Origin of the sequence: Pseudomonas sp. HY2-MNA-CIBAN-0224, assembly GCF_040310285.1 — a bacterium.
GTDB classification, from domain to species: Bacteria; Pseudomonadota; Gammaproteobacteria; order Pseudomonadales; family Pseudomonadaceae; genus Aquipseudomonas; species Aquipseudomonas helleri.
This window is the reverse complement of sequence record NZ_JBEOPQ010000237.1, coordinates 1-377: the sequence shown is the minus strand read 5'-3', so window position 1 is coordinate 377 and position 377 is coordinate 1. Positions and strand designations below refer to the sequence as shown.

The following is a 377-nucleotide window of genomic DNA, read 5'->3' as shown; positions in this document are numbered from 1 at the left end:
GTTATGGAACAGCTGGCGGGCGACCCTTATGAAACAGTTATACTCGCAAACGCGCCGTATTTTGCGTGCTGATATCGATGCACCGACCAATCGCCAAGACATGATTAGTGCCACGCGTAAGCAAGCATTGGTCATGTTAGACAATGTCGATAATCAACATATGAACCGCGATGAGGTACTTAGATTGTGGGATGATTTGGGCGATGAATACTTTTTGCGCGAGATTGCTGAAGATATTTTATGGCATACCGAAGCCATCTTGGACCATCCACCCATTGGTCGTGCCTCTGATGCCAATAGCCCGCCATTAGTCGTGTTACGTGAACATCGTGAGCTGGCGCTAGATGCAGTGCAAGTCTTCGTTTATACCCAAGATC

Annotated in this window: 1 pseudogene; it reads left to right on the top strand. The window is 47.7% G+C overall.

The features are described 5' to 3' along the window. Positions 1-28: 28 nt before the first annotated feature. Positions 29-377: pseudogene (locus tag AAEZ03_RS26200) on the top strand (hypothetical protein); the annotation flags it as partial.